The following is a 25,407-nucleotide window of genomic DNA, read 5'->3' as shown; positions in this document are numbered from 1 at the left end:
TAGTTCATGCTGGCTCAAGATTTTGGGCCAGCATGTCGAGGATATAGCGTGCGCTTTGGAGCCACGCATATGTATCAGCCGCCGCATTTTATCGAAACGAACAGCGACGTTTTGCAGGCGCTTGTCCGCGCGCATCCGCTCGGCTTGATGATTTCGGCTACGCCGTCAGGACCTGTCGCCGATCCGCTTCCATTTTTAATTTCGGTTGGTGACGATGGAGCGATCCGCCTGCGGGCTCACTTGGCGCGCGCAAACCCGCATTGGAAAATATTGCGCGACAATCCAGATTCGACGGTTCTCGTGGTGTTTCAGGGTTCTGAAAGCTACATCACACCGTCCTGGTACGAAACCAAGCGCGAGACTGGCAAAGTCGTGCCGACGTGGAATTATGTCACCGTGCAAGCGCGCGGGATCGCGCAGGTTTTTGAAGATTCCAGTTGGCTGCTGAACCAGATTACGGAGTTGACCGCCACGCATGAGGCCACTCGCGAAGCGCCCTGGCAGGTACACGATGCTCCCGCGGGATATATCGAATCGCAGATGAAGGGCATTGTGGGGCTGGAGATCGAAGTTTCCGAGCTTTCCGGAAAATGGAAGGTTAGTCAGAATCGTCCGGTTGCGGATCGTTCAGGAGTGGCTGAGGGTCTTGAGAAAGCCGCCTCCGGGCAAGTGATGGCTGGCTTGGTGCGCCAGTACGGCAAGCTCGACTAGGGTCGAGCAAACTCGCCCCCGCTGACGGGTGCGCGACAGCCGGTTGTGGATGGATATGTGAGCGGCAGCCCTTTTGCGGCGCGGACGGCGAGATAAGCCCACGCCTCGGCTTCGGTGAAATCACCGTTCCAGCCTGCGTCCTCGGCAACGATTACCTCAGCATTTTGCAAGGCCGCGCCGACCCGCAAATCGGCAACAATATTCGGGTTTTTTCGACCACCGCCGCATATGATCCAGAGCTTTGGCTTTTCGGGCAGATGATCGACGGCCTTCAAAATGGATCGCGCGGAGACAGCGGCAAGTGTGCGCGCGCCATCCGACAGGTCGAGAGCGCCGAGCTGATCCAGCGTGAAATCCAGTCGATCAAGCGATTTTGGACCGCTCCTTGCGAAGAACGGGTTTTGCAGATAGCGCTCGACTGCGGTTTCGATAATGCCGCCCTCGCTGGCGATTCGCCCGCCATCATCGAAGGGAACACCGCCTTCGCGAGCCACCCATTGATCAATAAGCGCGTTGCCGGGTCCCGTATCGAAGGCGATAGGGTCGCCCGCCGTGGGAACGTAAGTGATGTTCGATATGCCGCCGATATTGACGAAAACCACGGGATACAGGTCGCGCCATTCGGCGGCTTTCGAGCGAGCAAGCGCGGCATGATAGGCGGGGACCAGGGGCGCGCCCTGCCCACCGTGGGCCATGTCATTTGCGCGCATGTCGTATACGACCGGGATACCTGTCAGATGGGCGAGCAATTCGCCATCGCCAAGCTGAACGGTCAAAGTGTTCTGGGGGCGATGGAGCACGGTTTGTCCATGAAAACCAATTAGTTCGGGGTGCTCACTCGTTTTTGAAAGCAGCGATTTAATTGCGTCGGCGTGGCGCTCGGTAATCTCGCGCTCCAGCGCCTCCAGATTTCCGGGACGTTCCTCGCGATGCTGAATTTGCTTGGCGGTTTCCAGTGACTGCGCGAGTTTCCAGCGAAACTCTGCGTCATAGGGAAAGAATGCGGCAGGGCCGAATTCAACGCGGTCAACGCCGTCCGTTCGAAGAATGGCAATGTCGATGCCATCCATCGACGTGCCGCTCATCAAACCCATTGCCACAGTCAAGGACATGCCTACCTTCCACGTGAAAGTCACTTTTTACGTGATTCTTCGCGCAAAGCTGTTAAAGCCGCACCGACCTACGCCCAACGGGCCAAATCCACACAGAGACTGAAAATGGCAGGCTTCAAATCCGATTTCCTGAACGTCATGAAGGAGCGCGGCTTCATCCACCAAATCTCGGATGAAAACGCGTTCGATGATCTGCTCTCGAAAGAGCGCGTGACGGCTTACGTTGGCTACGACGCGACGGCGACGAGCCTGCATATCGGCAATCTGATTTCCGCGACGATGCTTTATTGGTTTCAGGAGACGGGACACCGGCCGATTGCACTGATGGGTGGCGGTACGTCGATGATCGGCGATCCGTCATTTCGCGACGACCAGCGCAAACTGCTGACGGCGGCGACGATCAACGAGAATATTGAGGGCATCAAGAAGATTTTCGGGCGAATCCTGCGTTTCGGCGAGGGTTCCGGCGATGCCATCATGGTCAACAATGCCGATTGGTTGATGAAGCTGAACTATGTCGAGTTTTTGCGCGATGTGGGCCGGCATTTTTCCGTCAACCGCATGCTGACCTTTGACAGCGTGAAGCTGCGTCTTGACCGCGAGCAGTCACTGTCATTCCTTGAGTTCAACTATATGGTTCTGCAGGGCTATGATTTCGTTGAGCTTTCGCGCCGCTACGACTGCCGTTTGCAGATGGGCGGGTCGGATCAATGGGGCAATATCGTCAACGGGATCGATCTTGGCCACCGCATGGGTACGCCGCAGCTTTTTGCGCTGACCACGCCACTGTTGACGACCTCATCCGGCGCGAAGATGGGCAAATCGGCCAAGGGCGCGGTTTGGCTGAACGGCGATGTCTTCTCGCCGTATGATTACTGGCAGTACTGGCGCAACACCGAGGACGCCGATGTTGGACGGTTCCTGAAGATTTTCACGCGCCTGCCGCTGGATGAAATCGCGAAGCTGGCCGCACTTGGCGGCAATGAAATCAACGAAGCCAAGAAGGTGCTGGCGACGGAAGCAACAGCGATCGTGCATGGCCGCGAGGCCGCCGAAGACGCTGCCGAGACGGCGCGCAAGACGTTTGAGGAAGGCGCGCTGGCAGACAGCCTGCCCACCGTGACTGTGCCCGCTGCGGAACTTGCGCAGGGCGTTGGCGTGCTCGCGCTGTTTGTGCAGGCAGGCCTGGCGGCGTCAAATGGTGAAGCGCGCAGAGCCTTGCAGGGTGGCGCGCTGCGGCTCAACGATCAACCGGTGTCAGACGACAAGATGACCGTGACGAATTCTTTTGTCACGGACGATGGCGTGATCAAACTGTCGTTTGGCAAGAAAAAACATATACTTATCCGCGCTTCATAAAAGCGTGGATTAGCTGGTTCGGCGCGCGCGACGTTCATAGAACATCGTCAGGCATTCGCAGGTGAGCGCGGGCGTCTGCTGACCCTCTACCTCCATCGTGTTCAGCACGCGGATGAGGTATTGGCCCGGCCCGACATCATCCACGGCGAGCAATTTGCTGTGCAGCCGCACGCGCGAGCCGACAAGAACGGGTGACAAAAAGCGCACATGCTCAATGCCGTGATTGATTGCGGCTTGGGTATTTTCGGGAATCGCGCCGATGGTTTGGCCGAGCGCGGCGACTAGAGCGAGCGTCAGATGTCCGTGCGCTACAGGCTTGCGAAACGGGCTTTCGCGACGCGCGCGCTCCGCATCCAAATGCACCCATTGTGTGTCGCCCGTAGCTTCAGCAAAGCGGTTTATCCGCTGCTGATCGATCAAAACCCAGTCGGAAACCGACAAATCCTGACCGACCATTGCCTTGAGTTCTTCAAAGGTTGGTGGAGGCTGCTCGTTCATCCAACGAATGATAGAGGCATCCAGACGGGGGTCAATGTTGGTCGCGCTGATGCCAGAAATCTGTACGAGCATGGATTGGCAAAGCCATATGCACTGCATCTTCCAGCTCGATCAGACCAACCGTTTCGCCAAATTCGAAGGTGAGTTTCGCTCCAAAGCGACGCGCGAGAGCCTTCATCGCCGCGTTCTGCGAGTGCGTGGTGACGCGCAGCCGACGATAGCCAAGCCCAATCGCGGTCTGGATCAGTCGCTCGAACAGCAGACCGCCTAATCCACGGTGCTGCCATTCATTTTCAACACTGAAAGCGATTTCGGCGGTGGGTTCGCCATCCGGCTCCGGCTTTTCATGCAGTTCGGCCGCGCCGATGACGCGACCGTCGTTAACGACGCCAATGACGCTCGTGCCATCACTGAATGAGCGATCAGCATAGGCAATGAGGAAATCATCCTTTGTGCCGCCGTTGAAACGGTCCGTGCGGCTTTCGCGATCCAGCCGAAGCAAATGATCGCGAAAAAGGTCCTTTTCCGAAGGACGCAGCTGACGCACAACAAAGAAATGGGTTTCCTGGTTGCCGCTATTCGTTTGCATCACGAATACCCTCTTGGGTCCTCCCCAAGTTTTCACGACTCCCGACGCGCGTAATATTGTGCATTGCAGCATAAATATCAAGCTTCTCCGCTATGCCGCTGGGGAAACCAAGCCATGCAAAACCGGAGAAGAAAACGCCACTTTCCTTGTGTACACCCGCACGAAGGTATAATTAGGTGGGATGGGTGCTTGACGCACCGAGGAGTTTTTATGCGACTGACCCGCCAGACCAACTACGCGATCCGCATATTGATGTATTGCGCGGCCAATGACGGCCAGCTCAGCCGTATTCCGGAGATTGCTTCGGCCTATTCGGTTTCTGAGCTGTTTTTGTTCAAGATTCTCCAGCCGCTGGTGGAGGCCAAGCTGGTAGAGACTGTGCGCGGGCGCAATGGCGGTGTGCGTCTCGGCAAACCGGCAGAGCAGATTTCGCTGTTCGATGTTGTGCGCGTGACTGAAGAGAGCTTCGCCATGGCGGAATGCTTCGAAAATGACGCAACGGAATGCCCGCTGATCGATAATTGCAACCTGAATGCCGCGCTTCGGGAGGCGTTGAATGCCTTCATGGATGTTCTGATGAAGCATTCGATTGCGGATCTGGCCCGCGACCGCACGAATATGCGCTCGCGGCTGCACATTGATGAGTTGCCGCCCCGCGCTCTCGCAAGCTGACCGCGACAACTCTCGTGGCTATTAGCCAACAACCCGAATAGCATTACCCCAAGGATCGCTGGCCTGCTTGGCGGCGGCTGCATTCTTGGCGCTAAGCTCAACCCAACCCAGGCCGGTTGTGTCGGGCTGCCGCGGGCCGGCTCCCCTGCTCTGCCAAGAGTTCGCACCAATGTGATGGTGGTAGCCGCCGGTGGAGAGGAAAACCGCATCGCGTCCATAATGCGCGACCGTGTCGAAGCCCATTTCGCCGCGCCACCAATCTTCCGCCGTCTGCGGGTCGCCTACGCGCAGATGGACGTGGCCGACAATTGAATTGTCCGGAAAGCCGTCCCACTCCGGCGCGCCGGCGGGGATGGAGTTGCGGACGCCTTCAATATCCATGCGATGGGTCGCCATTTCCACCTGCGAGCCATTCCATTTCCAGTCTTTGGCAGGACGGTCGGTGTAGATTTCGATGCCGTTGCCCTCAGGATCGGTGAGGTAAAGCGCTTCGCTCACGAGGTGGTCGGACGCGCCGTCAACCGGAATTTGCTTGGCGATGGCGTGATTGATCCAGCGGCCAAGGTCGCCGCGCGACGGCAGCAAGAAAGCGGTGTGGAAAAGCCCGGCGCTGCGCGGGTCTTCCTGCTTGAGCGCGGTGTCGCCTTCCAACACTAGCAAAGGACGTTCGCCCGCGCCGAGCGTGATGGCGCTTCCATCGCGCGACAATTGGCGAAGGCCGACAACTTTCTGATAAAAGTCGGCAAGCTTGGCAGCATCGCGAGCACGCAAACCAACACGCGAAACACTTACAGGTGCGTTTGCGGCAAAAGGCAGGTCACTCATTGTTTTCTCCATCAGGGTTTTCTCCATCTGGCTGCGTGCTGGCGATATGCCGGACATCATCAATGTGCCCGTCCCAATCAGGGATCGCCGAGAAATTTGCATGGTGCAGCCTCAAATTGGATTCCCTTGCTCTAGATGCGCAATGGCAATCGTTCACACAAGATACATTCTTCCGAACACGGCGTTCGCATTTATAGAACAATAGCGCCTTGCAGGGCGCTGGCTCGAGCGCTACATCCGAGACATGAAAGTTAAAGACGCTGAAATTCTGATCGTACCCGGCTATACGAACTCCGGGCCGGACCACTGGCAAAGCCGGTGGGAAGAAAAACTTTCCACCGCGCGCCGGATCGAACAGGCGGAATGGTCGAAGCCCGTGCGCGAGCATTGGGTCGACGAGGTTGCCAAAGCCGTGAATGAGGCCGAAAAGCCCGTCGTGCTGGTGGCGCATTCACTCGGCGTGCCGACCGTTATCAACGCAGTACCGCAATTTCAGAAGAAAGTTGCGGGCGCGTTTTTGGTAGCCCCGCCAGATGTCGCCAACCCCGAAATTCGGCCCAAGCATTTGATGACTTTTGGGCCGTATCCTCGCGACCCCCTGCCGTTTCCGTCAATCGTTGTCGGCAGCAGGAACGATCCGTTCTGCTCGTATGAGGTGGCAGAGGATATCGCAGCCGCATGGGGCTCGCTTTTCATCGATGCGGGCCAAGCCGGACATCTGAACAGCGAATCCGGTTTCGGCCCCTGGCCAGAAGGTTCGATGGTGTTCGCGCAGTTTCTTTCGCGGCTTTAGAAGCGCGCGCCCCGTCTGCGCCTTTTACTTCCCCTTATTACCCCTCATCCGCCAGCCGGCACCTTCTCCCTCAAGGGGAGAAGGGGCAGTTGCAAAGCAGGTTTGAATCCCAAACGTCGCAGAAAGTTCGAGGCATCGCCGTATTCCTCCTTCTCCCCTTGAGGGAGAAGGTGTCGGCAGGCGGATAAGGGTGTTTCTCGCGTGAATCAGCCCTTGATGGACTGATTGATCGCGCCGAGCAGCGAGGCAGTGCCATAGCTGAAAACCTGACCTTCGGAGCCGGTGGCGAGCAGGCGGAAGCCCATGCCGACCACCCTGCCCGCAATTTTCGGGTCAATGACATAGATGGCAGCGAACTTTCCTGCCTCACGCGTGCGCTCCGCGATGGCCGCGACGGTGCCCATCATCTCCTCAAGGGTCGAATCGACCACGGCACCATTGCTCCAGGCGATCGAAAAATCAGACGGGCCAACGAAAATGCCATCAATGCCCGGAACCGCGAGGATTCCGTCCAGAGCCTCGAATGCGGGGCGTGTTTCCACCATTGCGAACGCCAGAACACGGTCGTTGCTCTGCGTGAGCCAATCCTGCTGGCTGATTTTGCCATAACGCGGCATGCCGAAGGTCGGCCCCCACGAGCGCTCGCCGACGGGCGGGTATTTCATTGAGGCCGCGAATTTTTGCGCATCTTCCACCGAGTTGATCATAGGCGCGATGACGGCATCGGCCCCAAAATCCAGCGCGCGGCTGGCCATATCGAAACGCCCGACCGGGATTCGCACCAGAACCGGCTTGCCCGACTTTTGCACGGACGCGATGGAGCGCAGAACGCTGTCTTCATGGTGCCCGCCATGCTGCATGTCGAGCGTGACGGCATCAAACGGCTGCGCCGCCAATAATTCAACCGTCAGTGAGTCGGGTACGCCCGACCAAGCGGTGATCGTGATTTCATCTGCGGCAAGGCGTTCTGCGAGGCTCATTGCGGCTTCCTCTCCTGATTGAGGCGATGATTCCCGCCCAATGTGAAAAAGGCAAAGAAAAACCGCCCGACAGGCGGGCGGTTACAAATAGTCCAGAAGAAAGCCTTGTCTCAGCCGTTCTTGACGTCTTCGATGGCCTTCGCCATCAACTCATCCATCGTGCGGCGAATCTGGTGCTCCGACTGGTCGATGCCAGCCGCATCAAAATCGCCCTTCACCTTGCGCAAAACATCATGATCGCCGGCTTCCTCAATGTCGGCCATCACCACTTCCTTGGCATAAGCTTCGGCGTCGGCCCCGGTTTTACCGAGCTTTTCAGCCGCCCATATGCCCAGAGCCTTGTTGCGGCGCGCATTGGCCTTGAAACGAAGCTCCTCGTCGAACGCAAACTTGCGTTCAAATCCCTCTTCGCGGTCCTTCATGCTCATGCTTCGATCCCTCTGGATGTCTTTTAACGATTTCCTAGATGTAGGCTTGAAACGCAGAAAACAAAACGAAGCTCCGCGGTCAAGCGCCCGCGACGAGGTTGTGATGCAAAAAGATAAAGGCTCATTCCGGTTGATTGGCGCATTTGACAATTGAGACGCGCCGCCGGATAGGCTAGAGGCTGACAAAGGTTTAAGTTGAACCGCTACGCTTTTTAGGGAGCCGTATTGGCAAATTCCCTTCTAACCAGAGATTCTTAGCGATGAAATCACGCCGCCGCATTTACGAGGGCAAGGCCAAGATCCTCTATGAAGGCCCAGAACCGGGAACGCTCATCCAGTTCTTCAAGGACGATGCGACCGCGTTCAACAAAAAGAAACACGAGATTGTCGATGGCAAGGGCGTGCTGAATAACCGCATATCCGAGCATATCTTCAATCATCTGAACCGCATGGGGATCCCGACCCACTTCATTCGCAGGCTCAACATGCGTGAGCAGCTTATTAAAGAAGTCGAGATCATCCCTCTGGAAGTGGTGGTGCGCAACGTAGCCGCCGGTTCGCTCGCAAAGCGCCTCGGCATCGAGGAAGGCACCGTGCTGCCGCGCTCCATCATCGAGTTTTATTATAAAGCCGATGCGCTGGACGACCCGATGGTTTCGGAAGAGCACATTACCGCCTTCGGCTGGGCCAGCCCGCAGGAAATCGACGACATCATGGCGCTCGCCATTCGCGTCAATGACTTCCTTTCCGGCCTGTTCCTAGGCGTCGGCATCCAGCTCGTTGACTTCAAGATGGAATGCGGACGGCTGTTTGAAGGCGATTTGATGCGCATCGTGGTGGCGGACGAAATTTCGCCCGATAGCTGCCGCCTGTGGGACGTAAACACACAGGACAAGCTCGACAAAGACCGCTTCCGCCGCGATATGGGCGGCCTCGTGGAAGCCTATCAGGAAGTGGCGCGCCGTCTCGGCATTATGAACGAGAATGATTCGCCGCGCCCAGCCGGTCCTGTTCTGGTCGCAAACAACGAAGAGCCGAAGGGCACCAAGCACTAAAAGCGGGCGGCTTGCCGCCCACCTATCTACAGGAAAACAGCGTGATTAAAGCTCGCATCACCGTGACACTCAAAAACGGCGTTCTGGACCCGCAAGGCAAGGCAATCGAACACGCGCTAGGCGCGCTGGGCTTCGATGGCGTGGACTCCGTGCGCCAGGGCAAGGTTTTCGACGTTGAACTGCAAGGCGGTGACAAGAGCAAGGTCGAGGCCGAAATCAAGGCGATGTGCGACAAGCTGCTGGCCAACACGGTGATCGAAAACTACGCGGTGGAGATTGCATGATGCGCGCTGCGGTCGTGTTACTGCCCGGACTGAACCGTGACCGCGATATGATTGCGGCGCTGACCAAGATTTCAGGCACACCGCCTGTTACGGTTTGGGAAACCGACACGACAATACCGGATGTCGACCTGATCGTGATTCCGGGTGGGTTTTCCTACGGGGACTATCTGCGTTGCGGCGCGATCGCCGCACGGATGCCGGTGATGCGTGCGGTGGCCGAAATGGCAGCCAAGGGTGTCATGGTGATGGGTGTGTGCAATGGCTTCCAGATTTTGCTGGAGGCTGGTCTGCTGCCGGGCGCGCTTATGCGGAACGAAACCCTTAAATTTGTTTGCCGCGAAGTGAAGCTGGAAGTTGCGAACGCGAACACTGCCTTTACGCGCAACTATAAGCCGGGCCAGATCATTCGCTGCCCCGTGGCGCACCACGATGGCAACTATTTCGCTGATGCGGAAACGCTGAAGCAGATCGAGGGCGAAGGTCAGGTCGTGTTCCGCTACGCCGAAGGGACAAACCCCAACGGCTCCGTGAACGATATTGCGGGAATCATCAGCAAGAGCGGCAATGTTCTGGGCTTGATGCCGCATCCTGAAAATCTGATCGAAACCGCGCATGGCGGCATTGACGGCCGCGCCCTTTTTGAAAGCGTGCTCGGAAAGGCTGCTTGAATGCGGATTGCAGCCAAGGGCGTTTTCGTCGCGGCGGCGGCGCTTATGATTATCGCAGGATGCCAGCCAGCGCCGAAATCCAGCACGCCTGGCGGCGGCGGCAAAAGCGCTTCGCTTCGCTCGATGGAACAGGTGGCGACTGCGGCTCATAAATGCTGGTTTGCGAGCAAGGACCCCGCGTTCAAGTCATATCGTTTCGCGAATGAGCTGAACTCCATGAGCGGCCAGCCTCGTTTCTTGCTGGTTCCGGCCAAGAATTATGGCGGCTTGCCCGCGCTTGTCGTTCAAGCCCAAGGCGCATCTAGCAGGGTCGAAGTGTTTGGGCCGCTTATGAACGAGCCGATCGCCAGCCGGATCAATACCGACATTGCCCGCTGGTCGGGTGGTGACGCCTCCTGCGGGGCAAAGGCATAGTGCGGGATTTTGCGGGAAACTCTTGACTTTCCGGCGCGCAACGGTATGTGTCGCGCCAACTCTCCGCATTTGGCCGAGCCTTTTCACGCTGACGCGGACATCGAAGCTTTTACGTATGGAATGAGATCATGGCCAAAGCCGCGAATATCAAGATCAAGCTGCTCTCCACTGCCGACACCGGCTTCTTCTACGTGACGAGCAAGAACAGCCGCACCAAGACTGAGAAGTTCTCGTTCAAGAAGTACGACCCGGTCGTACGCAAGCACGTTGAGTTCAAGGAAACGAAGATCAAGTAAGATTCTGTCTGGCGCTGAACACTGGCGCCGATCAGCTATCTGGCTTTTCTTTCAAAATGCCCGTTCGGCAAAGCCGCGCGGGCATTTTTGTGTCTGCGATTATTGCGTCGTATAAATATATTTTTCTAAATTAGTGTTTGTTTATTCTTTGTTCTGAGATATTCAGGAATCGAACGCGTCAAAATGGTAGGCGATGCTCGATTCTAGCAGCCAGAGTATGATTGAACGTATGTATCAGGAGGCAATCCATGCCTTCGGATCGCGCAATTATACGCATGCGGAGAGCTTACTCAAACGCGTCGTGGAACTGGTGCCTAGGTTGCCGGAGGGACACCATGCGCTAGGCGTTTGCTACTACGGGCAAATGGCGCTGGATCAGGCAGCGCGCTCAATTCGCACCGCGTTGTCGCTCAAGGAAGATGCGGATTTCTACTTGAACCTTGCGCTGGTTCTGCAGGCGGCGGAAGACGTGCAAGGTGCAATCGATGCATACCGATCTTCGCTTCGGCTGAATCCCAATTCCCCAAAAGCGTTGGGCAACCTCGCGAATATTCTCGGCCGTTTGAAGCAGCACGAAGAGGCGATTCAGCTTTATCAGAAGGCGATTCTGGCCGATCCGAATTATGTTCTGGCCCGCTCAAATCTGGCGTTTTCGCTGGCCGAAACGGGTCGCGCGGCAGAAGCAATCGAACTTTACCAGTCGATTGGAGCATGGGGCGATGCGCAAGCCGCGATGCGCAATAACGTCATGTGGGACAAACTTGCCCACGCCGAAAGCATGTATCTGCGCGAGCTTTTCGAAAAAAAGCCGACGCATCTTGCGTCATGGAGTGCGCTGCTGGTCAATGGAATCACGCCCGATCTTGAACGGCGAGCGGCATTCGATTGTGTCGGCTCGACGCTGAACGAATTGAACGCGCCGCCGCTGTGCACGGCAACCCGCATCGAGTTGGGAGGGTGCCGTCTGCGCATAGGCTACCTCTCATCGGAATTCTACAACCACGCAACAATGCATCTGCTGGCGGGGGTGCTGGAATGTCACGATCCTTCCAACGTGGATGTGCGGATCTTCTCTTATTCGCCGCGCCACGAGGATGCATTTACCGAGAGACTTCGCGCCACCAAAATCCCATTCACTGATATTTCGCGCATGACCGACCGCGAAGCAGCGAATGAGATTCATCGGCAAGGCATCGATATTCTGGTTGACCTTAAAGGCCACACCCAGGCGGTGAGGCTCGGAATAACCGCGCTGCGGCCAGCGCCCATTATCGTGAACTGGCTGGGATATCCGGGCTCACTAGGGCATCCGCGATTAGCCGATTACATCATCGGCGACCCGACCGTTACGCCACTGCAAGACGCTCCGTTCTATAGCGAACGGCTGGCGCTCATGCCCCATTGCTACCAACCCAACGACCACAAGCGCGAGTTACCCGGCGAGATCAAGCGAGTGGATATCGGCTTGCCGGACGATGCGCTGGTGCTATGCAATTTCAACAATGCGGTCAAATTCAATCCGCGAATGATGGATCTCTGGTGCCGCGTTTTGAAAGCTGTTCCGAACAGCGTTTTCTGGTTTCTCGACCAAGACCCGGCAATAAAGCGCGAGAACCTGAACCGGGAGCTTCGGGTGCGCGGTATTGCCCCTGACAGAATATTCTATTCGCCGTTTGCCCCGCAGAGCGAGCATACGACGCGAATGCAATTGGCCGATCTGGCGCTAGATACTTTTCCGTACACCTCGCACACAACCGCCAGCGATACGCTTTGGGCAGGCGTGCCGCTGGTCACCCTGAAAGGACGGACATTTGCAAGCAGAGTGGCAGCCAGCCTATTGAAAACGCATGGGTTTCACGAACTGGTCGTTGAAACCGACGAAGCCTATGTCCAACTCGCGATGGAACTGGCGACAAATCACGAGCGCCGGAACGCATTGAGGGCGTCTATTGCGTCCGCACGACGGTCTTCGCCGCTGTTCGACGCCAACCGCTTCGCCCGCGATCTTGAAGCGCTCTATCACGCAATATTGACAGACTACAATCTGCCACCCGCTGCGCGAGCCGCAACGGTTGCTGCGCCGGGTCTGCACGCATGAATTCGTTCGTCAACCGCAATCACGATCCAGCGAAGCTTTGGGAGCGGGCCCTCGGCGCTTTTGCGAACAAGGACTATGGCCAATCCGTCAAGATTCTGCAATCAATGCTAATTCAAACACCGCGATTTGCGGAAGCGCACCACCTCGCCGGTGTTTGCTATTTAATGCAGAACAAACATGTTGATGCGGAGCGCTGCATCAAGAAAGCGCTTTCGTTCAAGAAGAACGCTGAATTTTACGCCAATCTCGGCTTGGCGCTGCAACAGGCCGGCAATGCCGATGGCGCTGCGGAGGCATATCGCGAGTCGCTTGCGCTTGATCCGAGTTCGTTTCGAATCTGCAACAATCTCGCAAACATATATTTCAAGCTGAACAGGTATGAAGAGGCGATCGCGCTGTATCGACAGGCGATTTCCCACCAACCCGACTACGCGCTCGCTTACAAAAACCTTGGCTCGATCCTGACGCGGATGCATCGCTACGATGAAGCGGAGGCAGCGCTCAAACACGCACTCACGCTCGACAATTCTTTCATCGAAGCCAAAGACATGTTGGCGGAGGTGCTGATCAAATTCGAACGCTATGACGAAGCATTCCCGCTGATGCGGTCGATCGGTGCGTGGGGCAAGCTTCAATTTGAAAAGCGCAAAATCATCGATTGGACCGACCTGCCGGAAATTGATCACGCATGCCTTACGCAGCCGGTCCCTAGCGGTGTTGCGCCGGCCGCCCCTTGGTGCCTGATTCAAATGCCGGGCATAACGCCAGACATCGAAAGGCGCGCCGGGTTCGATTTCGCCGGGCACGAATTTTCAGAATTGAAGCAGCCGCCACTTTGCACTCCCCGCAAGCCGCTGTCGCGCGCTGGTAAGCTGCGCATCGGCTATCTGTCGGCGGACTTCTATGAGCACGCAACCACGCATCTTATTGCAGGTGTTCTTGAGGCGCACGATCGCTCTGCCTTTGAGGTCACCCTCTTTTCGTACGCTTCCAGGCACGATGAGATGACGGACCGATTGGTTCAATCAGGCTTGGCGTTTGTCGATGTATCGAAGATGTCCGATCAGGTGGCCGCGCAAACGATCTTTGAACATAAGGTCGATGTTCTGGTGGATCTTAAGGGCTACACGACCGGCGCGCGCCTGGGCATCACTGCGCTGCGACCCGCTCCGATCATTGTGAGCTGGCTCGGCTATCCTGGCACGTTGGGGCATCCACGCCTGGCCGACTATATAATTGCTGACCAAATCGTCGCGCCGATATCGCACGCGGAACACTATAGCGAGCGCATAGCGCTGATGCCAACGTGCTATCAGCCGAATGACAGGTCGCGCCCCCTGCCCCCGGCGCCGACACGCGCAGATGTCGGCCTGCCAGAGAAAGGTCTGGTTTTCTGCAGTTTCAATCAGATTTTGAAGTTCAACCCGGAAACATTCGACCTTTGGAGCCGCTTGCTTCGCTCGGCGCCAGACAGTGTGCTTTGGCTGCTTGAGCCGAAATTGGAGCGCATTCGAGAGAACATTGCTCGCGAGTTTGCGGCTCGCGACATAAGTGCCGAACGCATTCATTTCGCGCCGTTCGCCTCGCGCGCCGATCACACCGCACGGCTGCGGTTGTGCGATCTGGCCCTGGATACCTATCCATATAATTCGCACACGACGGCCAGCGACGCTCTTTGGGCAGGCGTTCCGTTGCTCACGTTGAGCGGGGATATTTTTGCAAGCAGGGTCGCCGGCAGCCTGCTGACGGCGCATGGGTTTCCAGAACTCATAACGCACAACGAAAACGAATATATCGAGCTTGCGCTTGAAATCGTCACCAACCGTGAGCGGCTGGCGAAGCTCAAAGTCGATATGGATCGGGTCCGTTCAAGCTCGCCGCTGTTCGATACCACACGATTCACGCAAGACCTTGAGCAACTTTATCGCGCGATCGTGGACGATCATAACACGCCGGACGATCGGCGCGGCGCATACGTTTCGATACAAATGCAAATGTGAAAATTTAATATTGCTAATTTAGCAATTTATTATCTAATAATCGCGACTGATACATGATTCAACTTTTCGAGATCAACGCAAATGGATTTGGTCAACGGTTCCAGTAACCCTGATTACTTGTTCGAGCGAGCGCTGAAGGCGTTCGGGCGCGATGAAGTAGAGGATGCTCTCGCGACGCTTATCGGCATCGTCAGCGAGCGTCCCGACTTTGCGCCAGCGCAGAACCTTATCGGCATATGCCATCTACGGCTCAACCAATTCATTCTCGCAGAACGCGCGCTGCTGAAGGCCATTTCTTTGAGCGAGAATGCGGCATTCTATGCCAATCTGGGTTTGATCTATCTCTGCAGCGGCAATCTTGAGCGCGCCGCTGAGGCTTACAAAACCTCGCTGCATCTGGATTTCTCGTCGCCGGAGATATGCAGCAACCTGGCAATGATTCTCAGCACGTTCAATCAGCATCAAGAAGCGCTGCAATATTTTCGACAGGCCGCGCGCCTTCAGCCGAATGTTGCGCAAATGCAGTTCAATCTCGGCGTATGTCTTTTCAGGCTGCATCAACTTCCCGAGGCGGAAGCCGTGTTGCGCGCCACTCTCGCGCTAGATCCGGCCCACGCGGAAGCACGCCGAAAGCTGGCCGATCTGCTGGCTCAATGTGGTCGCTTTGAAGAATGCTTCGAGCAATACAGAGCTATTGGCGCTTGGGGATGGTTGCAGTTCGCCAAGCGCATAAGCGTTTCGTGGCTGGACCTTGCAGAAGTCGATGCAGCATTCATCAGCGAGTTGAAAGTGGGCGCGGCAATACCGGTTTCGCCTTGGTGCTTGCTGAATATGCCCGATCTGACACCACAGCTGGAGCGCACCGCCGCGCACAATTATGCTGTATCAAATATCAGCGCCCTCAAAGAGCCAACCATCGCAATGGCCACGCGCGCACCTTCCACCGCGGAACCGCTGCGCATCGGGTATCTTTCGTCGGATTTTCATAATCACGCTACGGCGTATCTGCTTACGGGCGTACTCGAGGCGCACGACCTGGAAGCGCACGAAATTGTGCTCATTTCCTATGGCGAGCAGCATGACGACGAATGTTCGCAACGGCTGCGCGCGACGGGCTTTCCCTTTGTCGATATTTCCGGCATGTCGGATCGAAAGGCTGCCGAACTGATTGCCAGTCACAAGATCGACATCCTTGTTGAAATGAAGGGCCACACGGGCAGTGCGCGGCTGGGCATAACGGCGCTGCGGCCCGCACCGATCATAGTGAGCTGGCTCGGACATCCCGGCACGTTGGGACATGAAAGGCTGGCCGACTACATTATCGGCGACGCTATCGTTACGCCGCCAGAGGACGCGGAGTTCTTCAGCGAGCGCATCGCACTAATGCCGAATTGCTACCAGCCCAACGATTCCGCGCGAGCTTTGCCGGAAGCCTCCACGCGCACTGACGCGGGCCTTCCCGAAAGCGGACTCGTGTTTTGCAGCTTCAACCAGCATCCAAAATTCAACCCCGCGACCTTCGATGTCTGGGCGCGGCTGCTCACCGAATGCAGCGACAGTGTGCTGTGGCTGCGCCATTACGAAGACAGCAATGCAAATGTTCTGCGCGAACTTGAGGCGCGAGGCGTTCAACCGGAGCGAGTTATATTCGCTCTCCCTCTATCGCAGACCGAGCATATTGCGCGCTTGCGCCTCGCCGATATCGCCCTGGATACGTTTCCCTGCACCTCCCACACGACCGCAAGCGATGCGTTGTGGGCGGGGGTTCCGCTGATAACGCAGAAGGGAAAGACCTTCACCAGCCGGGTTGCAGCCAGCATTTTGACGACACACGGGCTGCCTGAATTGGTGACAAACACCTATGATGAATACTTCGCGCTCGCGATGGAACTTGCGAGCGATAAGAAGCGACGCGCAGACATAAAAAAGCGCATTGAAAGCGCGCGAACGACTTCGCCGCTGTTTGACACAGCGGGCTTTGCGCGCGACCTCGAAAAGCTCTTCAGACGGATTGTGGAGGACCATACGAGCCCCACACGCGAGCAGAGCTTTGTCGCGATTCAAGCGTAACGCACAAGGATTTTATCGTGAATGATATCGCGTTTGGAACGGCAATGACGCCGTCACATTTGAGCGCATATGACGCTTGTAAAGCCGGTGACGGGACCGGCGCGCTCGAAATCATGCAGTCGGTGATCGGCAAATTGACGGGTAATTCGCAGGCGTATCACGAACTGGCGTTGCGCCGGTATGAGGAGAAAAAATTCGCTGAGGCCGAACGTTTGATTCGCGAGGCAATCGCAATCAGTGTGGACGAAGCGCTGCTTGCGGACCTTGGCAAAATTCTGCGAGCGAATGGCGATTCTCATGGCGCGATGGCCGCCTATGAATCGGCGCTCGAACTCAACCCTCGAATGGCTGCAATAAGGAATAATCTCGCAAATATCCTGCTCGATCATGGCAGGCTCGATGACGCGATTTTCCAATACAAACAAGCAGTTGACTGCAACCCGGGCTATGCGCTCGGGTATAAAAACATGGGGTTGGCCCTCGAAAAAGCCGGACGGCTGGATGACGCCGAAAACGCCTTGAGAAAGGCGATCTCGCTGCAGCAAGATTTCTATGACGCGCAAAAGCCCCTGGCGTTTCTGCTTGCCAAGCAGGGGCGCATCGACGAGGCAACGAAGATCTATTTCTGGTGGGGCATCCTGCAGTTCGAAATGCGATCCCAGGCCATTTGGGAAAATCTCAGCTTCACGGAATCGATGTATCTCCGCGCCTTTGAAGCTGGTGTGGCAGATCCGGCTCCGCCGTTTCGGCTGCTCTATATTCCTGAACTACGACCCGAGATGGAGGCTCCGGCAGGGCACGCATTTTCAATGTCCGAAGTGCCGGAACTGAAAGAGCATCCTCTCATGGATTGCCCTCGCCCGATTCTCGCCCACCGGCCACCGCGCATTGGATATCTTTCGGCCGATTTCTTCAATCACGCCACAATGCATTTGATGGCAGGCGTTCTGGAATCACATAACCGCACCGAATTTCAGTTTGAGATTTTCTCATATGGTCCCGCAGAGCGAGATCGTTTTGTGCAACGGATTGAAGATACCGGCATGCCGATTATTGACCTCTCCGAAGTTACAAATCGGGAGGCAGCCGAGATAATACTGGACCGGGATATCGATATACTTGTCGATTTAAAGGGTTATACGCAAAAGTCGCGGCTGGGCATTGCGGCGCTTCGCCCTGCGCCTGTCATCGTAAACTGGCTCGGCTACCCCGGCACGATTGGCCACAAGCAACTCGCGGATTATATTATCGGCGACAATGTTGTGAGCCCGCCGGAGCACGCTCCGTTTTTCAGCGAACGCCTTGCGCTCATGCCTCATAGCTATCAGCCCAATGACCGTATGCGCCCCCTGCCCTCAAATCTCATACGCAGTGATGTCGGCCTGCCAGAAAACGGTTTTGTTTTCTGCAGCCTCAACCAGACCTTGAAGCTGAATCCTGAGACGTTCGACATATGGGCGCGGCTGCTGAATGAGGTTGCCGGCAGCGTGTTGTGGCTGCTGGAACCAGCCTCCCGCGATGTGCGCGGCAATCTCTTGCGCGAACTTGCTGACCGGGGCATCCCGGAGGAGCGCGTTATATTCGCGACGATTTCACCGCAAACATATCATATTTCGCGCCTTCGCCTGGCCGATCTCGTGCTTGATACCTTCCCGTATAACTCGCATACCACCGGCAGCGACGCTCTTTGGGCGGGCATCCCGCTCGTAACCCGAAAAGGTTCAACCTTTGTCAGCCGAGTTGCGGCTAGCTTGCTGACAACTCACGGTTTTCCAGAGCTGATCACTGAAAGCGCGGAAGAATATTACAAGGTGGCGCTCGAACTTGCGACCAACACGGAACGTCGGCTAGCTATCAGGCAACGCCTCGAAGCCTGCCGCGCGACCTCGCCGCTTTTCGATACCATTCAGTTCACGAGAGACCTCGAAAGCTTGTACCGCTCGATTATAGCGAACCATAATCTACCCGAAGATTTGCGGGCGCAGGTCGTCACGGTTTAAGCGGCGGCCAAGAATGAATATTTATACTGATCGCGCGCAAGCATTTGCATCGGCTGTCGCCGCCTGCAACGCAGGCGATTGGCCTCGCGCAGAACAGCTTTTGCAGACAGCGATTCAATTGGATCCACGGAATGCAAGAGCCCATGACTTGCTGGGCATGAGCCACTACTTTCAAAACAAGCTTGGCGACGCCGAACAGTCGATCCGAAATGCGCTTTCTATTGAAGATAACGCCGACTTTCATTTTTCGCTGGGTCTCGTTCTTTCCAAGGCGCTCAAATTTGAAGGTGCCGCAGTCGCGTATGGCAACTCACTCCGGCTGGATCCGAATTCAATTGCGACCTGCAACAATCTCGCGAATATCTATCTGAACCTGGATCGACACGAAGAAGCCATCAACCTGTTTCGCAAATCGACGGAGTTACAGCCGCAATTTAGTGTTGGCTTTGCCAATTTGGGAATGTCCCTGTTCGAGCGGCGACGCTTCGCGGAAGCTGTAACGGCGCTGGAAAGGGCGCTGTCGCTTGACCCATCGCTAAACAAGCTGCGCGGCTTGCTCGCCGAATCATTGATTGAACTTGGCCGGTTTAAAGAGGCGATGGAGGTCAGCAAAACAGCGGAGTTTTGGGGACAACTTCAGTTCGACAAGCGCAGGACACTGAGTTGGGACGATCTCGCTGAGGTCGATGAGAAATATCTTCAAACGATTGATTCTCCGGAATTCAGACCGTCGCTGCCGCCTTTTCGCTCGATCGGGATGCCGGGAATGACGCCGGTGTTGGAGAAGCAGGCAGCTTTGCGGCACGGCGCTTACGCAATTCGCACATTGCAGCTTCCGCCAATGTGCGGCTATCGCCAGATTGGCACCGACGGGGCGCGGCTGAAAATCGGCTATCTTTCGTCGGATTTTCACAACCACGCCACGCTGTTTTTGCTGCTCGGCGTTTTGGAACAGCACGATTCAAGCGCGCTTGAGGTTTTCATCTTTTCCTACGGTCACGTAAAAGATGACGAATACTCGAAGCGCTTGCGGGCGCTCGACGTCCCCGTCATAGACATTTCCGAAGCAACCGATGAACAGGCCGCGCAGGTAATATTTGAGCGGCAGATTGATATTGTAGTCGAGCTAAAGGGATTTACCGATGGGGCGCGGCTCGGGATAACCGGCAGAAGGCCAGCGCCCGTAATTATTAGCTGGCTCGGCTATCCGGGTACGCTTGGGCATCCGCGGCTTGCGGACTATGTGATCTCGGATCCGACGATCACGCCGCCGGAATGTGCGCCTCATTTCAGCGAGCGTCTCGCGCTGATGCCCCATTGCTATCAGCCAAATGACCGCAGATTCGCGTTACCGGCACCGCCAAGCAGAGCGGAAGCTGGTTTGCCTGACGAAGGCTTCGTGTTCTGCAGTTTCAACCAGCCATTCAAATTTAATCCGGAAACATTCGATGTTTGGGCGCGACTGATAAACTGCGTTCCAGGAAGCGTACTTTGGCTGCTGGATCAGCGCATTGATCTGGTGCGCGACAACATCGTCAAGGAACTCGAAAAGCGAGGCACTAGTCGCGACAGGGTTATTTTCTCGCCAGCAACGCCACACGCCAAGCATCTGGCGCGCATGCGCCTTGCCGATCTCGCACTGGATACGTTTCCATATACATCTCATACAACCGGCAGTGATGCACTGTGGGCGGGTGTTCCGCTGATCACGCGCAAGGGCGAAACATTCGCCAGCCGGGTAGCGGCAAGCCTGCTTACCACGCATGGCTTCCCGGAACTCATCACGGATAATTATGAGGACTATTTCAAACTGGCATTCGAACTGGCGACGGATGCCAAGCGTCATTCGACTTTGAAAGCACTGCTGGATCAGGCACGTGCAGATTCGCCTTTGTTCAATACGCAGCAGTTCACGCGCGATATTGAGCGGCTCTATCGTCAAATTGCCCGCAACCACAATTTGCCCGAACATTTACGGGCACCCGTTCTTCAGCTTGACTGATCAGAGGGTGCCGGCCGGTGCTGACAGCGGAACGAGGAGGCCACTTTCGCCAGCGCCGACCGGCAAACCCCACTCGTCAGGAGATGCGGCGGACCTGAGCCATGGGGTGCAAGGATATTAAATTATATTGTCCTTGCGGAAATTATCCTTGTTTAATCCGCATTAGAAATCAACGATTTCTTAACCACACGCCAGCGTGATCGCTCATTAACGTAAATGAACAAAGTTACCCGCTCAGGCGGCGGGCGCGACGACGCGATTTCGGCCGCTGTTTTTGGCCTGGTAGAGAGCTGCATCAGCACGACGCATGAGCGCCGATACGCTGTCCGCGCCGTAGTCAACAGAGGCGACCCCGATGCTGACCGTTACCGGCACCGCATTGCCCGCAACCTGAAACGGCTCTTTCTCGATGTCGTGCCGGACACGCTCGGCGACTCGTTGCGCGAGCGCCGACTCGGTGTCCGGCATAATGACGACGAATTCCTCGCCGCCAAACCTGCAGACAAGATCGATGCCGCGAACATTTGCGCGAATGCGCCGGGCAAACTCCTTGAGCACCTGATCGCCGCCGTCATGCCCGTGGGTGTCGTTGATACCCTTGAAGCGGTCAAGGTCCGTTATCATGATGGACAAGGGCCGACGCCGCGTGACTGCACGCTGAAAAAGCGTTTCAATGTGGCTGTCCAGATACCTGCGATTGTGCAAACCGGTGAGGCCGTCAATGACGGCCATCTCGATCGTTTCCGCCACGCTCATGCGAAGATGATCGTTGTAAAGCTTGCGCCGGACCTGGGTGCGGATGCGCGCGGTTAGCTCCTGCCTGTCGATCGGACGCGTTACGTAATCATTCACGCCGAGCTCGAAGGCGCGCATAACGCGAGCTTCTTCCCCCTCATCGGCGATCAGGATGATAGGCACGTAACGCGTGCGGTCGAACGACTGCAACTGCGAACAAAGTCGGAGCGGGTCAAACTCGCTCGCTCGCGTGGAAATCAGAACGCAATCTGGCGTGCGATCCATGGCGAGAAAAACGCCCTCATTGGCGCCGCTCGCGGTATCCATTTCGCAGACCTTGTTCAGCATCGTCGCGGTACGCTCTGCGGATGCGGGATTTTCATCGATCAGCAGTACGTGCGGCAACTCCTCGATTTCGGGCAGCCTACGGCCAAGCATCTCCTGAATGCCGATGCTTCGCGTGGTCGCAGCGCGCAATCGCAGTTCATCGGTCAGCGACTTGAGGCGCACCAGACTGCGGACGCGCGAAAGCAACTGCAAATCCTTAACCGGCTTGGTCAGAAAATCATCAGCGCCGGCTTCCAACCCGGCAACTCGGTCCGACGCTCGATCCAAGGCCGTCACCATCACGATTGGGATGTGGGACGTGCCAGGATCACTCTTGAGACGACGGCAGACCTCAAGGCCATCCATGCCGGGCATCATTACATCGAGCAGGACAATGTCGATTGCGTCCCGGTCACAGATTTCCAATGCCTCAAAACCATCGGCAGCCGTCAAAACCTCGAAATATTCAGCCGTCAGCCGAGCTTCGAGCAGTTTCACATTGGCCGGAACATCATCAACAACAAGAACGCGTGCGCTCATATGGTCACTCTCGCGGACACAACATCAGGCATCACCCAAATAGGATTTGATCGTTTCAATGAACCGCGGAACCGATATTGGCTTGGAAATATAGGCTTCGCAGCCGCCCTGCCTTATCCGTTCCTCATCGCCCTTCATGGCAAAGGCCGTGACCGCGATGATTGGAATATGCAGAAGATTCTCATCTTCCTTCAGCCAGCGGATTACGTCCAACCCCGAAACCTCCGGAAGCTGAATGTCCATCAAGATAAGATCGGGACTGTGCCGGCGCGCGAGATCGAGCGCATCCAACCCATTGCGGGTGCGCACCGTTTCATAGCCGCTCGCTTCGATCAGGTCGCGGAAGAGCTTCATGTTCAGCTCGTTATCCTCGACGATCATAACTTTCTTAGGCATTGCCGTTTCGCCCATTGCCAGTTGCGGGAATCCATCCAATCATAATTGTCCGGCCCCTTGGCACAACCCGGTCGGACGCTAGCTTGAGAACATTGACGAATAGGTAATTGCCCATTGAAATCTGCCAATATAGGGCTGAATTCTTTTTTCGAATCTGGATGATTCATGTCTTTTTCGCCCCGAAGCACAGAAACCGCCGAGCAAATCGCTATTAATGCGCTGGGCTTTATTGCAAGCGACCCCGTTTTGCTGAACCGATTTCTGGCCATCACCGGAATTGAAGCTTCCGACATAAGGCATGCGGCCGCGCAGCCGGGATTTCTGGCCGGAGTGCTGCAATTCATTGCCGCGCATGAACCAACGTTGATCGCATTTTCCGTAAATGCATCCGTGCCACCGACCGAAGTCGTGAAGGCGTTGCGGTCCCTGCCGCTCGGCAATGATGACTATGAGCGCTCCACCTGACAGCGATCTGGCAGGAGGGCTAAGGCGGCGTCTTGTTGGCCATGGCGCCCTGCTCTATGATTTCTCACGATGCGAGCGCGGCGAAGATGCCTACCACCACTGCCGATTCGGAACGCGGCTTCTGCCGAGATTGCCTGACGCTTCAAAAGCGGGAGACAGGCCGTTGTTATCATTGCGGAAGTCCGCGCGCGACGAGGCACCCGGAACTATTTCAGCTGCATTTGGCACACATTGATTGCGATGCGTTTTATGCCTCGGTTGAAAAGCGAGACCATCCGGAATTGAAAGACAAGCCGCTGATAATCGGCGGCGGAAAGCGCGGCGTCGTTTCGACGGCTTGCTATATCGCGCGCATTCGTGGCGTGCGCTCAGCCATGCCGATGTTCAAGGCGCTGGAAGCCTGCCCGGACGCAGTGGTGCTGAAGCCGGACATGGAGAAATATGTTCGCGTTGGGCGAGAGATTCGATCCATGATGCAGGCTTTGACGCCGCTGGTGGAGCCGATTTCCATCGATGAGGCGTTTCTCGATTTGTCGGGCACGGAGCGCTTGCACGGAGAACCGCCCGCGCTTGTGCTTGCGAGATTCGCGCTGGCTGTTGAACGAGAGATTGGTGTCAGCGTTTCGGCGGGGCTTTCCTACTGCAAGTTCCTGGCGAAGGTCGCGTCGGATTTTCGCAAGCCGCGCGGATTTTCGGTGATCGGCGAAGCTGAGGCCGTAGAGTTTCTCAAGGACCAACCGGTTTCGCTGATCTGGGGGGTTGGGCGCGTGTTTGCGGCCACGCTGGAGCAGGATGGAATCAAAACAATCGGGCAGATCCAGCGCATGGAACTGAACGATCTGCTGCGCCGCTATAGCTCAATGGGCAACAGGCTCTATCACCTTGCGCGCGGAGTGGATGAGCGAACTGTTCACCCGGATCACGCGGCAAAGAATGTTTCGGCGGAAACGACGTTCAATTCTGATCTTTCAACGCGCGACCAACTCGCGCCCATATTGCGTGCGCTTTCGGAAAAAGTTTCAGCGCGGCTGAAAAAGGCCGAAATTGCCGGGCGCACGGTCGTGCTGAAACTTAAGACACGCGATTTCAAAATCAAGACGCGCAACAGGCAGCTTGCGGCCCCCACCCGACTGGCCGACCGCATTTTTGAAACGGCAATGCCGCTTCTGGAAAAAGAACTGGATGGAACGCGGTTCAGGTTGCTGGGTGTGGGCGTACACGATCTGACGACGCCGGAAAAAGCCGATCCGCCGGACCTGATCGACACGAAAGCCACTCGGCGCGCGAAAGCGGAAGAAGCAATCGACATTCTGCGCGAAAAGTTCGGGAAGAAGGCTGTTGAGACTGGCTATACGTTTGGGCAATCCAGCCGTTTCGAGCCGCAGCAGCCGTCAGATCGCGAAGACGATTTCTAGTTCGACTTGGCCTGCTCCGGCGGCGGAACATTCGACTTCTGCTTGCAGGCTTTGAGCCACACGTCATAAACGGCGTGCTCAACCGCGCTGATGCCGGGGCTTTCCGCAAACATCCAGCCAGTGAAAATCCGCCGGATTTTTCTGTCCAGCGTGATCTCATCGACCTCAACGAATGAGTCGGTCTTTGGCTCTTCCGCATCGGGCCGCGAATAGCAGACCTTTGGCGTAACCTGTAGCGCGCCGAACTGCACGGTTTCATTGATGTAGACATCAAAGCTTGTGATTCGGCCCGTGATTTTGTCCAGACCGGCAAACTCGGCCACGGGATTGGTCACGCGCTCAACCTTCTTTTCCTGTTCAGCAACGATCTCTTCGACCGCCTTATTGGGTTTAGATCGCGGCTGAGGAAGGGCCTCCGCTGGCTGCTCCGGCGGCGGCAAAGGTTCACCCTGCACATCGGGGTTAAGCCAATCCGGCTCGGCCTGTGCGGGCATAGGCTCCTGTCCCGGCAGGGGCAATTCCTGCGGTGGCGAGGGCGGCGGCAATTCCTCCGTCGGAACAGGCGGCAAGTCCTGCGCGTCGATAGGCGGAAACGCATCGATGGGCGGAAGCTGGTCCACACCATCCTGAGCGCGCGCAAAGCCACTCGCCAAAATTGCAATGGCGATGGCGGAA

At 56.5% G+C, this 25,407-nt stretch carries 24 protein-coding genes and 1 pseudogene; 16 read left to right on the top strand and 9 right to left on the bottom strand.

What is annotated here, in order from left to right:
* Positions 1 to 69 precede the first annotated feature (69 nt).
* The gene (locus DY251_RS18050) at positions 70 to 711 is read left to right on the top strand and encodes an FMN-binding negative transcriptional regulator (RefSeq protein WP_116625308.1); all 642 of its coding nucleotides are present in this window, start codon (positions 70 to 72) and stop codon (positions 709 to 711) included.
* On the opposite strand, the gene DY251_RS18045 is transcribed toward DY251_RS18050, so the two are convergent.
* The gene (locus DY251_RS18045; protein WP_116625307.1) at positions 708 to 1,823 is read right to left on the bottom strand and encodes an anhydro-N-acetylmuramic acid kinase; all 1,116 of its coding nucleotides are present in this window, start codon (positions 1,821 to 1,823) and stop codon (positions 708 to 710) included. The genes DY251_RS18050 and DY251_RS18045 overlap by 4 nt on opposite strands.
* A 105-nt stretch (positions 1,824 to 1,928) precedes the next feature.
* On the opposite strand from DY251_RS18045, the gene tyrS reads away from it, so the two are divergent.
* A complete protein-coding gene (gene tyrS / locus DY251_RS18040) occupies positions 1,929 to 3,182 on the top strand; it encodes a tyrosine--tRNA ligase (protein ID WP_116625306.1) in 1,254 nt (417 codons plus the stop codon).
* 9 nt (positions 3,183 to 3,191) lie between these two features.
* Here tyrS and DY251_RS18035 read toward each other — a convergent pair whose 3' ends face one another.
* Positions 3,192 to 3,680, bottom strand: a complete 489-nt coding sequence (locus DY251_RS18035; RefSeq protein ID WP_116625305.1) for a MaoC family dehydratase — start codon at positions 3,678 to 3,680, stop codon at positions 3,192 to 3,194.
* Between the two features lie 31 nt (positions 3,681 to 3,711).
* The gene (locus tag DY251_RS18030; protein WP_116625304.1) at positions 3,712 to 4,269 is read right to left on the bottom strand and encodes a GNAT family N-acetyltransferase; all 558 of its coding nucleotides are present in this window, start codon (positions 4,267 to 4,269) and stop codon (positions 3,712 to 3,714) included.
* A 210-nt stretch (positions 4,270 to 4,479) separates the two neighbouring features.
* Between DY251_RS18030 and rirA the strand changes: the two genes are divergently transcribed.
* Complete coding sequence (gene rirA, locus DY251_RS18025) at positions 4,480 to 4,941, top strand: iron-responsive transcriptional regulator RirA (RefSeq protein WP_116625303.1); 462 nt, start codon at positions 4,480 to 4,482, stop codon at positions 4,939 to 4,941.
* A gap of 21 nt (positions 4,942 to 4,962) precedes the next feature.
* On the opposite strand, the gene DY251_RS18020 is transcribed toward rirA, so the two are convergent.
* Entirely contained in the window at positions 4,963 to 5,868 is a 906-nt protein-coding gene (locus DY251_RS18020; protein ID WP_425373318.1) for a VOC family protein, read from the bottom strand.
* Positions 5,869 to 6,010: 142 nt separating this feature from the next.
* Between DY251_RS18020 and DY251_RS18015 the strand changes: the two genes are divergently transcribed.
* Complete coding sequence (locus DY251_RS18015; protein WP_116625302.1) at positions 6,011 to 6,559, top strand: RBBP9/YdeN family alpha/beta hydrolase; 549 nt, start codon at positions 6,011 to 6,013, stop codon at positions 6,557 to 6,559.
* Positions 6,560 to 6,765: 206 nt separating this feature from the next.
* Here the strand turns inward: DY251_RS18015 and DY251_RS18010 are convergent, their stop codons facing one another.
* Positions 6,766 to 7,539 (bottom strand): HpcH/HpaI aldolase family protein, encoded by a 774-nt coding sequence (locus tag DY251_RS18010; protein WP_116625301.1) that lies wholly within the window; start codon positions 7,537 to 7,539, stop codon positions 6,766 to 6,768.
* Between the two features lie 110 nt (positions 7,540 to 7,649).
* Entirely contained in the window at positions 7,650 to 7,967 is a 318-nt protein-coding gene (locus tag DY251_RS18005; protein ID WP_116625300.1) for a DUF1476 domain-containing protein, read from the bottom strand.
* A gap of 260 nt (positions 7,968 to 8,227) precedes the next feature.
* On the opposite strand from DY251_RS18005, the gene purC reads away from it, so the two are divergent.
* The 10 genes from purC to DY251_RS17955 all read left to right on the top strand — a co-directional run bounded on the left by purC (position 8,228) and on the right by DY251_RS17955 (position 20,854).
* Positions 8,228 to 9,022, top strand: coding sequence for a phosphoribosylaminoimidazolesuccinocarboxamide synthase (gene purC / locus DY251_RS18000; RefSeq protein ID WP_116625299.1), 795 nt, complete (start codon positions 8,228 to 8,230; stop codon positions 9,020 to 9,022).
* 41 nt (positions 9,023 to 9,063) lie between these two features.
* Complete coding sequence (purS, locus tag DY251_RS17995; RefSeq protein ID WP_116625365.1) at positions 9,064 to 9,306, top strand: phosphoribosylformylglycinamidine synthase subunit PurS; 243 nt, start codon at positions 9,064 to 9,066, stop codon at positions 9,304 to 9,306.
* Positions 9,306 to 9,974: a phosphoribosylformylglycinamidine synthase subunit PurQ gene (gene purQ / locus DY251_RS17990; RefSeq protein WP_116625364.1), complete on the top strand. Its 669-nt coding sequence runs from the start codon at positions 9,306 to 9,308 to the stop codon at positions 9,972 to 9,974. The genes purS and purQ overlap by 1 nt, the downstream gene beginning before the upstream one ends.
* A complete protein-coding gene (locus DY251_RS17985; RefSeq protein WP_116625298.1) occupies positions 9,975 to 10,388 on the top strand; it encodes a hypothetical protein in 414 nt (137 codons plus the stop codon).
* 128 nt (positions 10,389 to 10,516) lie between these two features.
* On the top strand, positions 10,517 to 10,684 hold the full coding sequence (gene rpmG, locus DY251_RS17980; RefSeq protein ID WP_116625297.1) for a 50S ribosomal protein L33: 168 nt from the start codon (positions 10,517 to 10,519) through the stop codon (positions 10,682 to 10,684).
* Positions 10,685 to 10,901: 217 nt separating this feature from the next.
* Complete coding sequence (locus DY251_RS17975; protein ID WP_158553279.1) at positions 10,902 to 12,782, top strand: O-linked N-acetylglucosamine transferase, SPINDLY family protein; 1,881 nt, start codon at positions 10,902 to 10,904, stop codon at positions 12,780 to 12,782.
* A 164-nt stretch (positions 12,783 to 12,946) separates the two neighbouring features.
* Positions 12,947 to 14,782, top strand: a complete 1,836-nt coding sequence (locus DY251_RS17970; protein ID WP_158553278.1) for an O-linked N-acetylglucosamine transferase, SPINDLY family protein — start codon at positions 12,947 to 12,949, stop codon at positions 14,780 to 14,782.
* Positions 14,783 to 14,863: 81 nt separating this feature from the next.
* Entirely contained in the window at positions 14,864 to 16,852 is a 1,989-nt protein-coding gene (locus tag DY251_RS17965) for an O-linked N-acetylglucosamine transferase, SPINDLY family protein (protein WP_116625294.1), read from the top strand.
* A gap of 17 nt (positions 16,853 to 16,869) precedes the next feature.
* Positions 16,870 to 18,852: an O-linked N-acetylglucosamine transferase, SPINDLY family protein gene (locus tag DY251_RS17960; RefSeq protein ID WP_116625293.1), complete on the top strand. Its 1,983-nt coding sequence runs from the start codon at positions 16,870 to 16,872 to the stop codon at positions 18,850 to 18,852.
* A 13-nt stretch (positions 18,853 to 18,865) separates the two neighbouring features.
* Positions 18,866 to 20,854: an O-linked N-acetylglucosamine transferase, SPINDLY family protein gene (locus DY251_RS17955; protein ID WP_116625292.1), complete on the top strand. Its 1,989-nt coding sequence runs from the start codon at positions 18,866 to 18,868 to the stop codon at positions 20,852 to 20,854.
* A 234-nt stretch (positions 20,855 to 21,088) separates the two neighbouring features.
* Here DY251_RS17955 and DY251_RS17950 read toward each other — a convergent pair whose 3' ends face one another.
* Positions 21,089 to 22,456, bottom strand: coding sequence for a PleD family two-component system response regulator (locus DY251_RS17950; protein WP_116625291.1), 1,368 nt, complete (start codon positions 22,454 to 22,456; stop codon positions 21,089 to 21,091).
* Positions 22,457 to 22,480: 24 nt separating this feature from the next.
* Positions 22,481 to 22,852 carry a response regulator gene (locus DY251_RS17945; protein WP_116625363.1) on the bottom strand — a complete coding sequence of 124 codons (372 nt, stop codon included), beginning with the start codon at positions 22,850 to 22,852 and terminating at the stop codon, positions 22,481 to 22,483.
* Positions 22,853 to 23,017: 165 nt separating this feature from the next.
* Between DY251_RS17945 and DY251_RS17940 the strand changes: the two genes are divergently transcribed.
* Positions 23,018 to 23,317, top strand: a complete 300-nt coding sequence (locus DY251_RS17940; protein WP_116625290.1) for a DUF3572 domain-containing protein — start codon at positions 23,018 to 23,020, stop codon at positions 23,315 to 23,317.
* An 86-nt stretch (positions 23,318 to 23,403) separates the two neighbouring features.
* Complete coding sequence (locus DY251_RS17935; RefSeq protein WP_116625361.1) at positions 23,404 to 24,732, top strand: DNA polymerase IV; 1,329 nt, start codon at positions 23,404 to 23,406, stop codon at positions 24,730 to 24,732.
* Here the strand turns inward: DY251_RS17935 and DY251_RS17930 are convergent.
* Positions 24,729 to 25,073: pseudogene (locus DY251_RS17930) on the bottom strand (DUF2155 domain-containing protein); the annotation flags it as partial. The gene DY251_RS17935 and the pseudogene DY251_RS17930 sit on opposite strands and share 4 nt — an antisense overlap.
* Positions 25,074 to 25,407: the final 334 nt, after the last annotated feature.

Origin of the sequence: Mesorhizobium denitrificans, assembly GCF_003403035.1 — a bacterium.
GTDB lineage: Bacteria > Pseudomonadota > Alphaproteobacteria > Rhizobiales > Rhizobiaceae > Mesorhizobium_G > Mesorhizobium_G denitrificans.
The sequence above is the reverse complement of the archived record's forward strand: the minus strand, read 5'-3'. Positions and strand labels throughout refer to the sequence as shown.

What these genes read in the sequence shown, in the direction of transcription:
- DY251_RS17940 (WP_116625290.1), top strand. Translation starts at nt 23,018, where the DNA reads ATGTCTTTTTCGCCCCGAAGCACAGAAACCGCCGAGCAAATCGCTATT.
- DY251_RS18045 (WP_116625307.1), bottom strand. Translation starts at nt 1,823, where the DNA reads ATGTCCTTGACTGTGGCAATGGGTTTGATGAGCGGCACGTCGATGGAT.
- tyrS (WP_116625306.1), top strand. Translation starts at nt 1,929, where the DNA reads ATGGCAGGCTTCAAATCCGATTTCCTGAACGTCATGAAGGAGCGCGGC.
- DY251_RS18020 (WP_425373318.1), bottom strand. Translation starts at nt 5,868, where the DNA reads ATGCAAATTTCTCGGCGATCCCTGATTGGGACGGGCACATTGATGATG.
- DY251_RS17955 (WP_116625292.1), top strand. Translation starts at nt 18,866, where the DNA reads ATGAATATTTATACTGATCGCGCGCAAGCATTTGCATCGGCTGTCGCC.
- DY251_RS18035 (WP_116625305.1), bottom strand. Translation starts at nt 3,680, where the DNA reads ATGAACGAGCAGCCTCCACCAACCTTTGAAGAACTCAAGGCAATGGTC.
- DY251_RS17985 (WP_116625298.1), top strand. Translation starts at nt 9,975, where the DNA reads ATGCGGATTGCAGCCAAGGGCGTTTTCGTCGCGGCGGCGGCGCTTATG.
- DY251_RS17965 (WP_116625294.1), top strand. Translation starts at nt 14,864, where the DNA reads ATGGATTTGGTCAACGGTTCCAGTAACCCTGATTACTTGTTCGAGCGA.
- DY251_RS17970 (WP_158553278.1), top strand. Translation starts at nt 12,947, where the DNA reads ATGCAGAACAAACATGTTGATGCGGAGCGCTGCATCAAGAAAGCGCTT.
- rpmG (WP_116625297.1), top strand. Translation starts at nt 10,517, where the DNA reads ATGGCCAAAGCCGCGAATATCAAGATCAAGCTGCTCTCCACTGCCGAC.
- DY251_RS17945 (WP_116625363.1), bottom strand. Translation starts at nt 22,852, where the DNA reads ATGCCTAAGAAAGTTATGATCGTCGAGGATAACGAGCTGAACATGAAG.
- DY251_RS17975 (WP_158553279.1), top strand. Translation starts at nt 10,902, where the DNA reads ATGATTGAACGTATGTATCAGGAGGCAATCCATGCCTTCGGATCGCGC.
- DY251_RS17950 (WP_116625291.1), bottom strand. Translation starts at nt 22,456, where the DNA reads ATGAGCGCACGCGTTCTTGTTGTTGATGATGTTCCGGCCAATGTGAAA.
- DY251_RS18050 (WP_116625308.1), top strand. Translation starts at nt 70, where the DNA reads ATGTATCAGCCGCCGCATTTTATCGAAACGAACAGCGACGTTTTGCAG.
- DY251_RS18015 (WP_116625302.1), top strand. Translation starts at nt 6,011, where the DNA reads ATGAAAGTTAAAGACGCTGAAATTCTGATCGTACCCGGCTATACGAAC.
- purQ (WP_116625364.1), top strand. Translation starts at nt 9,306, where the DNA reads ATGCGCGCTGCGGTCGTGTTACTGCCCGGACTGAACCGTGACCGCGAT.
- rirA (WP_116625303.1), top strand. Translation starts at nt 4,480, where the DNA reads ATGCGACTGACCCGCCAGACCAACTACGCGATCCGCATATTGATGTAT.
- DY251_RS18005 (WP_116625300.1), bottom strand. Translation starts at nt 7,967, where the DNA reads ATGAGCATGAAGGACCGCGAAGAGGGATTTGAACGCAAGTTTGCGTTC.
- DY251_RS18030 (WP_116625304.1), bottom strand. Translation starts at nt 4,269, where the DNA reads ATGCAAACGAATAGCGGCAACCAGGAAACCCATTTCTTTGTTGTGCGT.
- DY251_RS17935 (WP_116625361.1), top strand. Translation starts at nt 23,404, where the DNA reads ATGCCTACCACCACTGCCGATTCGGAACGCGGCTTCTGCCGAGATTGC.
- purC (WP_116625299.1), top strand. Translation starts at nt 8,228, where the DNA reads ATGAAATCACGCCGCCGCATTTACGAGGGCAAGGCCAAGATCCTCTAT.
- DY251_RS18010 (WP_116625301.1), bottom strand. Translation starts at nt 7,539, where the DNA reads ATGAGCCTCGCAGAACGCCTTGCCGCAGATGAAATCACGATCACCGCT.